At 41.8% G+C, this 7,015-nt stretch carries 6 protein-coding genes; 4 read left to right on the top strand and 2 right to left on the bottom strand.

The annotated features are described in order from the left end of the window. Nucleotides 1–608: 608 nt before the first annotated feature. Nucleotides 609–1,976 (top strand): RNA methyltransferase, encoded by a 1,368-nt coding sequence (locus Q8S11_RS12560; protein WP_305662457.1) that lies wholly within the window; start codon nucleotides 609–611, stop codon nucleotides 1,974–1,976. Between the two features lie 826 nt (nucleotides 1,977–2,802). On the opposite strand, the gene Q8S11_RS12555 is transcribed toward Q8S11_RS12560, so the two are convergent. Next, nucleotides 2,803–3,162, bottom strand: coding sequence for a CoA-binding protein (locus Q8S11_RS12555; protein ID WP_305662456.1), 360 nt, complete (start codon nucleotides 3,160–3,162; stop codon nucleotides 2,803–2,805). Between the two features lie 276 nt (nucleotides 3,163–3,438). Then, entirely contained in the window at nucleotides 3,439–4,986 is a 1,548-nt protein-coding gene (locus Q8S11_RS12550) for an NAD(P)/FAD-dependent oxidoreductase (protein ID WP_305662455.1), read from the bottom strand. 97 nt (nucleotides 4,987–5,083) lie between these two features. Between Q8S11_RS12550 and Q8S11_RS12545 the strand changes: the two genes are divergently transcribed. The 3 genes from Q8S11_RS12545 (at nucleotide 5,084) to Q8S11_RS12535 (ending at nucleotide 6,988) form a co-directional block, all read left to right on the top strand. Continuing rightward, the gene (locus Q8S11_RS12545) at nucleotides 5,084–5,662 is read left to right on the top strand and encodes a LemA family protein (protein WP_305662454.1); all 579 of its coding nucleotides are present in this window, start codon (nucleotides 5,084–5,086) and stop codon (nucleotides 5,660–5,662) included. Between the two features lie 67 nt (nucleotides 5,663–5,729). After that, nucleotides 5,730–6,164, top strand: coding sequence for a TPM domain-containing protein (locus tag Q8S11_RS12540; protein ID WP_305662453.1), 435 nt, complete (start codon nucleotides 5,730–5,732; stop codon nucleotides 6,162–6,164). A 29-nt stretch (nucleotides 6,165–6,193) separates the two neighbouring features. Then, nucleotides 6,194–6,988 (top strand): YgcG family protein, encoded by a 795-nt coding sequence (locus tag Q8S11_RS12535; RefSeq protein ID WP_305662452.1) that lies wholly within the window; start codon nucleotides 6,194–6,196, stop codon nucleotides 6,986–6,988. Nucleotides 6,989–7,015 lie beyond the last annotated feature (27 nt).

Genomic DNA, 7,015 nt, shown 5'->3' with positions numbered 1-7,015 from the left:
AGGCCTGCCGCTAGCGTTCATCCTGAGCCAGGATCAAACTCTCCATTGTAAAATGTTGGTTTGTCCTAGCCCTATTATATCTCAAATAGAACTAGTATTAATTATATCTATGTTCGTATTTAACTTAAAATAACAAAGTATTTTATTACTCGTTATACTTCAATTGACATTTCTTTAAAGAACGTTGCGCCCTCGCCTCGCGGGTTGGCTTATATCTATCTGGTATTGCTACCGGCTAAATCTTTCATCTTGTATCGCTCCGGGCATCGCGCCTTTCGCTCGTTTTGGTATTCCCCGTTTTTGTTGGGACTGCAAAGGTAGAAACATTTTCTACTTAAGCCAAATTTATTTTGAAGTTTTTTTTTGCTGAGCCTTTTCACCCACGCTCCTCACTAATCTACCCCTCCTTTTCCTCCAAAACCCTCAAATAACATCCCACATCTCCTTCGTTGCGGGTTGCAAAGGTATGTAAATTCAATACACTACACAAGAGTAATGAACAATTAATTAATGAGATTTACTTAAGTCGCTGGAAACTAAAGACAAAATTATTTTAAACAGTTTCAATACCATCCCATATCAAGTATTCCTGTATTTTTGGGTTAATTATGAGCAGCAAACTTCCTCCGGCATTTATACGATCCTTAATAGAACAATATAATATTGAAGAAGAGGAGTTTATCTCATCCCATGAAAGTGGCGAACAACTCACCTCGGTCAGAACAAACCCATTTAAACCTTCAAATCTGTTTAATTCTGAAGAACAGGTGCCCTGGTGCGAAAATGGAAGGTATTTGAAAGAAAGGCCTTCGTTTACCGCTGATCCCCTGTTTCATGCAGGCTGCTATTATGTGCAGGAAGCTTCTTCCATGTTCTTGGAACAGGTACTGAAGCATTCAGCAGATCTTTCTGAAACCCTGAAAGTACTCGATCTCTGTGCTGCTCCGGGTGGAAAAAGTACTTTAATCAGTTCGCTCCTGAACAAAAACAGTTTACTGCTAGCCAATGAGATCATCAAAACCCGCGTACCTGTACTTTGTGATAACCTGAGCAAATGGGGTTCGGTGAATACTTATGTAAGTAATAATGATCCCAATGACTTTAAGCGACTGGAGGGTTATTTCGATGTCATTGTTGCTGATGCACCCTGTTCAGGCTCCGGAATGTTCAGAAAAGATCCGGCAGCTATTAATGAATGGTCTGAGAATGCCGTGGATTTATGCAGTCAGCGGCAGAAACGGATTCTGGCGGATGTTTATCCCGCATTAAAACAAAACGGAACCCTGATCTATTCCACCTGTTCTTATTCTAAACAGGAAAATGAAGAAATATCCGACTGGCTTTGCGAAGAATTTGATCTTTCGCCGATTCAAATACCCATAAAATCGGAATGGGGCATTATTGAAACGCTCTCAGATAAGCATAAATGCTTTGGCTACCGTTTTTATCCTCATAAAGTTAAAGGAGAAGGTTTCTTTATTGCAGCATTCCGTAAAAATCAGGTAACAGCATCTCCGCATATTAAAAGAGCAAAAGAAAATTCTGTCAACCAAAAAAGCGAGGACCTGATCAGAAGATGGCTTAAACACACTGAAGATATCAGAATAGTTAACCTGAATGATGAATATTTTGCAATCCCGGCACGGCATGAGGCAGATCTGCAATATTTACAATCCAATCTCTATTTGAAAAAATCAGGAGTCAGGATCGGAAAGATAATGGGAAAAGACCTGGTACCAAACCATGAACTTGCAATCAGCCTCTTAGCCGGTTCGGTATTACCAGAAATTAATCTGACCAGGGTACAATCTATCGCTTACCTCAAACGAGATGAACTCCGGATTGAATCAAACATCCGGGGCTGGGCACTGATGTGCTTTCAGGGCCACCCTTTGGGCTGGGCAAAGATTCTGGATAATCGACTGAATAATTACTTCCCAAAAGAAATTCGAATTACTAATCCAAATGTGGTTTAGCATATTAAATAGATTCCTTCTACTAAACGGTGTTCGAAATTAAGGAAGGATAAATTAACATTGTTATAATTCGTTAGTTAAGGCTCTGGGACCACAATAATTTGATTTTGGAAAGCTATCCCTGTGTATTATAGGCTAGTTCAGTCCTTTCCTCCGGAGTAGTTCCGGCAAGAATTTGCGTTCTATTTCAAATTACCATAAGCCGGAAGCTACCTCCTCCGGCAAGGTTTATTTTACCCGGAGCTGTATTTCATCGGGACGGGCAGTCCGGGGCTGCTGGTGCGCGCGTGCCGCGCGTTCCAGGAATTAAATAAATGAAGTACACGCGACAAGCGTGCGCTCAATGTTATTCTTTAAGAAATTGTTTGGTTTTATGGTTTTAATATGTGAGTGGAATAATTTTGAGGTTGCGGCTTTCGTTGGTTCTGTATCTTTCAGGAAGACAACGTTAACCGGAATGCGTTATTAGGTTCCAGCTTTCGCTGGAATGACAACATTGCTGGGGAGATGGGGGAGATTCCAGCCTGCGCTGGAATCGGTTCAGATAACTCCTCATTCCAAAGACATATAAAGACAAAAATTGAGTAAAAGCACTTAATCATTTATAATACGGTTCCTTCTTGCGATTCCAGCGAAGGCTGGAATCTCCTTATTACAAAAAAATTTGTCATTCCAGCGAAAGCTGGAACCTCCCGACTCTTAAATAATGATATTGGGCATGCGCTAGCATGCAGGACCGAAGAGGCACAGAACTTGCTTTCTAAAACAAGAAAAATTATTTAATTTAAATAGTACACCACCAAGATTTTATATCGAACTCAGGTCATTAGTATTGCCCAGTAGATAGAAGCACTAAAGTACAAGCCTCTGTACATTCTATCCCATTAGCTTCAGCCAGTTCTTCCAGTTCAGGGTTTTCTGTTCCGGGATTGAAAATGATACGTTTAGGTTTAGACTTTAATATATAGTCGTAATACTCAGGCTGGTTCTGAGGACCCAGGTATAGAGTAATCGTATCCAGATCGGTATGTATCTGTTCAGGTTTTTCAATCGCCACACCGGCAACCACACCGGCTTTCAGACCTACATTGATAATCGGATGGCCATTAGCTACAAGCCTTTGTGCAGCAAGATTGGAATAACGCGCAGGATTGGTACTCGCTCCAAGTATTAGGGTCTTTTTCATTTTAAGGTTGACAAATTATAAGATATAATGCATTCAGCTTTATTTTATACAATTGAGTTTATTTTGCTCCTTTGTAGAATATTTTCGGTTTAACAGCACAGTCTTGACGGTCTTAAACCCGGCTATAGCGGATACAGGCCTGTGCTTAAGGCCTGTGGGGTATAAGCGGAAGACGGGACTACCATTTGAAATTGCACATCAGCACATTTCCAAACATAAAAATCTAATAACTCCCAAAAAAACATCATAAGCCTTATTTATAAACAATAATTCAGCTTAATTAATAGCTCTGAAAACTGCATCTGCACAATTCATGCCGTCAATTGCCGCGGATACAATTCCACCGGCATAACCTGCTCCCTCCCCGCAGGGATATAAACCTGCCAATTGTGGATGCTGCAATGATTCTTTATCACGGGGTATTCTAACCGGGGAGGAAGTTCTTGATTCAACCCCAACCAGAATCGCCTCATTCGTGTAATAACCGTTCATTTTCTTCCCAAATACCGGAAGTGCCTTCTGAAGCCGTTTAAAAATGAATTCAGGAAGAACAGATCTCAGATCCGCACTCTTTGTGCCGGGAATATAAGAATTGGATGGAAGATCGGTTGACAGCCTGTTACTCACAAAATCGATCATCCTTTGTGCCGGAGCTACCAGGTTCCCTCCTCCAGCATTAAATGCCAATTTTTCTATCTCCGACTGGAATTTTAACATACTCAGCGCATCCCCCGAGCTACCCGGAATATCTTCCAGATTAATCTGGACAACAGTTCCGGAATTTGCGTAAGGGTTATTACGCTTCGAAGGCGACCAGCCATTAACAACAATCTCATTATGATCAGTAGAACATGGGGCTATTATTCCTCCAGGACACATACAGAACGAAAATACCCCGCGGCCCTCCACCTGCTCAACCAGACTATAATAAGACGGCGGCAGATACGGCCCGCGATCACTGCAATGATACTGTGCCTGATCAATGACCTCCTGTGGATGCTCTATCCTCACACCAAGTGCAAAGGCTTTAGCTTCCATTAAAACCTGATGCTTGTCAAGGAGGTAATAGATATCCCTTGCCGAGTGCCCGGTAGCCAGGATCACATGTTCAGCTTCAAACTTTTTATCGCCCGCCATTACTCCCTTTAACTTCTTCGCCCTGATCAAAAGATCTGTAATCCGGCATTCAAAATGAATCTCCCCACCGGAATTTAATATGCTGTCGCGCATGGATGTAATAATCCCGGGCAATTTATTGGTCCCGATATGCGGACGAGCATCAATTAAAATATCTTCTGTAGCGCCATGAGACACAAATGTCTTTAAAACATAGTTCACATCGCCACGCTTGTTGGACCGGGTATAGAGTTTACCGTCAGAATAGGTTCCTGCACCACCTTCGCCAAAACAATAATTTGAATCGGGGTCGATTTGACCCTCCCTGTTGATTAAAGCAAGATCCCTTCTTCTTAATTTGACATCTTTACCACGTTCCAAAATAATCGGTTTAAGACCGAGTTCGATACATCGCAAGGCGGCAAATAAGCCCGCTGGTCCGGCACCAATGATCAAAACCGGCCTTTTGTCGCTGACATTTTGGTATTTTACGGTAAATATTTCAGTCTCAGGAAACTCATCAATAAAAACATTGACCTTTAGTCTGAAAACTACTTTTCGGCTTCGGGCATCGATCGAACGTTTTAAAATCCGGACGAATATCTTACGCTCTAGACTAATATTCAGCAACTTACGGGCTAAATCCCTGATAAAGTCTTCATCACTTGAATGTTCCGGAGGAAGAACCAATTCAATCTCTTTGATCATATTTTTTGCCGGGTATTATCCCGGATGTGTAACAAAGGTATGAAATTTGATTCCTATACTGTAAATTTATAGATTACAGTAAAAGCAAAAATCAATTATGAAAAGAATAGTATTTAATATCCTTGCATTTTTCGCAGTGCTTTCATTAAGCTCATGCGGATACAATAGTATGGTGAAGCTCGATGAGCAGGTTACCTCCCAATGGGCTCAGGTTGAAAATGTGTACCAAAGAAGGGCTGATCTTATACCCAATCTTGTGGCAAGTGTTAAAGGGGCAGCCAATTTTGAGCAAGAGACCTTAACTCAGGTTATTGAAGCCCGCGCGAAGGCTACTTCGATAAATGTTGATCCTACAAAGTTGACGCCTGAATCTATAGCGCAGTTTCAGGCAGCTCAGGGACAGCTTAGTCAATCGCTGGGAAGATTACTTGCGACAGTAGAAGCCTATCCTCAACTAAAAGCAAATCAGAATTTCCTTGAACTTCAGGCTCAACTTGAAGGCTCAGAAAACCGAATTACTGTTGAGCGCCAAAAGTTCAATACTGTAACCCAGGAATACAATTCTACAATCAGAACTTTTCCGAACAATCTGGTTGCAGGTATGTTTGGGTTTAAGGCCAAAGGATATTTTCAGGCTGAAGCAGGAGCTAATTCAGCACCAAAGGTTGAATTCTAAGAATGCTTTTTTTATTTATATATTAACTGATCGCCGGAATTTATTTCCGGCGATTTAAATTAAGGCCATGTCAATTTTCAGTGAAAAAGAGCAAGAGCTTATCAGCGATGCGGTTGAATCAGCAGAGCGATATACTTCGGGTGAAATCCGCATTTGTGTCGAGAAAACCTGCAGTGAACCGGTTTTGGATCGTGCTGCAAACTATTTCCATAAACTTGGAATGGATAATACAGCCCAAAGAAATGGTGTGCTGATATATATATCGACAGAGGACCATCAATTCGCGATTATCGGTGATGCAGGAATAAACAAGCTGGTACCGCATGATTTCTGGGACAGCACCAAAGAAGCCATGTTGAGCCATTTTAAGAATGGAGAGCTCGCTACAGGTATTATTTCAGGAATAAGACTGGCCGGCAAACAACTTCAGACCTATTTCCCATACATAGATGGTGACATTAATGAATTGCCAAATGAAATCTCCTATGGTGATGGTAAATAATGGTATTGAAAAATATAAGCAAGCTATAGATGAAATTAAAATATATATTCCCAACGGTTGTCCTGGTTTTACTAAGCCTGGTACTACCGGCACAAACTTTTCCTGAAAAGCCAAATAGGCTGGTAAATGACTATACACAAACCCTTTCGCCTGATCAGATTAATCAGCTCGAGCAAAAACTGGTCGCATTTGACGATTCAAGCTCAACACAGGTTGCTGTTGTTCTGATTAAATCACTTGAAGGGTATGATGTGGCGGACTATGCCGTACGGCTTGCAGAAAGCTGGGGAATAGGTGGGTCAAAAAACAATAATGGAGTTTTGCTGCTGGTTTCACTTGGTGACAGAAAAGTTACCATACAAACCGGCTACGGTGTTGAAGGCGCCCTACCCGATGCAATAACAAAAAGGATTATCTCCCAGGAAATTACACCTAACTTCAAAGAAGGCAATTATTTCGGTGGATTAGTCGCCGGAACAGATGCTATTATTGCCTATACTAAAGGAGAATACAAAAATGACAGCCCCAAACGTAAAAGCAAAAAGGGTGGTATCGATATTGTTTTTGTGATCATTATAGTCATTATTATTCTAATCGCGATTAAGAAAGGTGGCGGTGGTGGAAGTGAAGTGATTGGTGGCCGCGGAAGTGCTAGTCCGTTCTGGTGGTTATTGATGGGCTCACAACTAGGCAGAGGAAGTGGTGGCGGTGGTTTTGGAGGATTCTCAGGTGGTGGCGGTGGATTTGGTGGCGGCGGAGGTGGCGGCTTTGGTGGATTCGGTGGGGGAAGCTTTGGCGGGGGTGGATCAAGTGGAAGCTGGTAACGGAAAGCTTTAAACTGAAAGCCAAAA

It is taken from the genome of Daejeonella sp. (assembly GCF_030695525.1).
GTDB lineage: Bacteria > Bacteroidota > Bacteroidia > Sphingobacteriales > Sphingobacteriaceae > Daejeonella.
Note: the sequence above shows the minus strand (reverse complement) of the source record. Positions and strands in the feature narration are given on the sequence as shown.

Coding starts and splice junctions, on each gene's coding strand:
- Q8S11_RS12560 (WP_305662457.1), top strand. CDS start 609: ATGAGCAGCAAACTTCCTCCGGCATTTATACGATCCTTAATAGAACAA.
- Q8S11_RS12555 (WP_305662456.1), bottom strand. CDS start 3,162: ATGAAAAAGACCCTAATACTTGGAGCGAGTACCAATCCTGCGCGTTAT.
- Q8S11_RS12550 (WP_305662455.1), bottom strand. CDS start 4,986: ATGATCAAAGAGATTGAATTGGTTCTTCCTCCGGAACATTCAAGTGAT.
- Q8S11_RS12545 (WP_305662454.1), top strand. CDS start 5,084: ATGAAAAGAATAGTATTTAATATCCTTGCATTTTTCGCAGTGCTTTCA.
- Q8S11_RS12540 (WP_305662453.1), top strand. CDS start 5,730: ATGTCAATTTTCAGTGAAAAAGAGCAAGAGCTTATCAGCGATGCGGTT.
- Q8S11_RS12535 (WP_305662452.1), top strand. CDS start 6,194: ATGAAATTAAAATATATATTCCCAACGGTTGTCCTGGTTTTACTAAGC.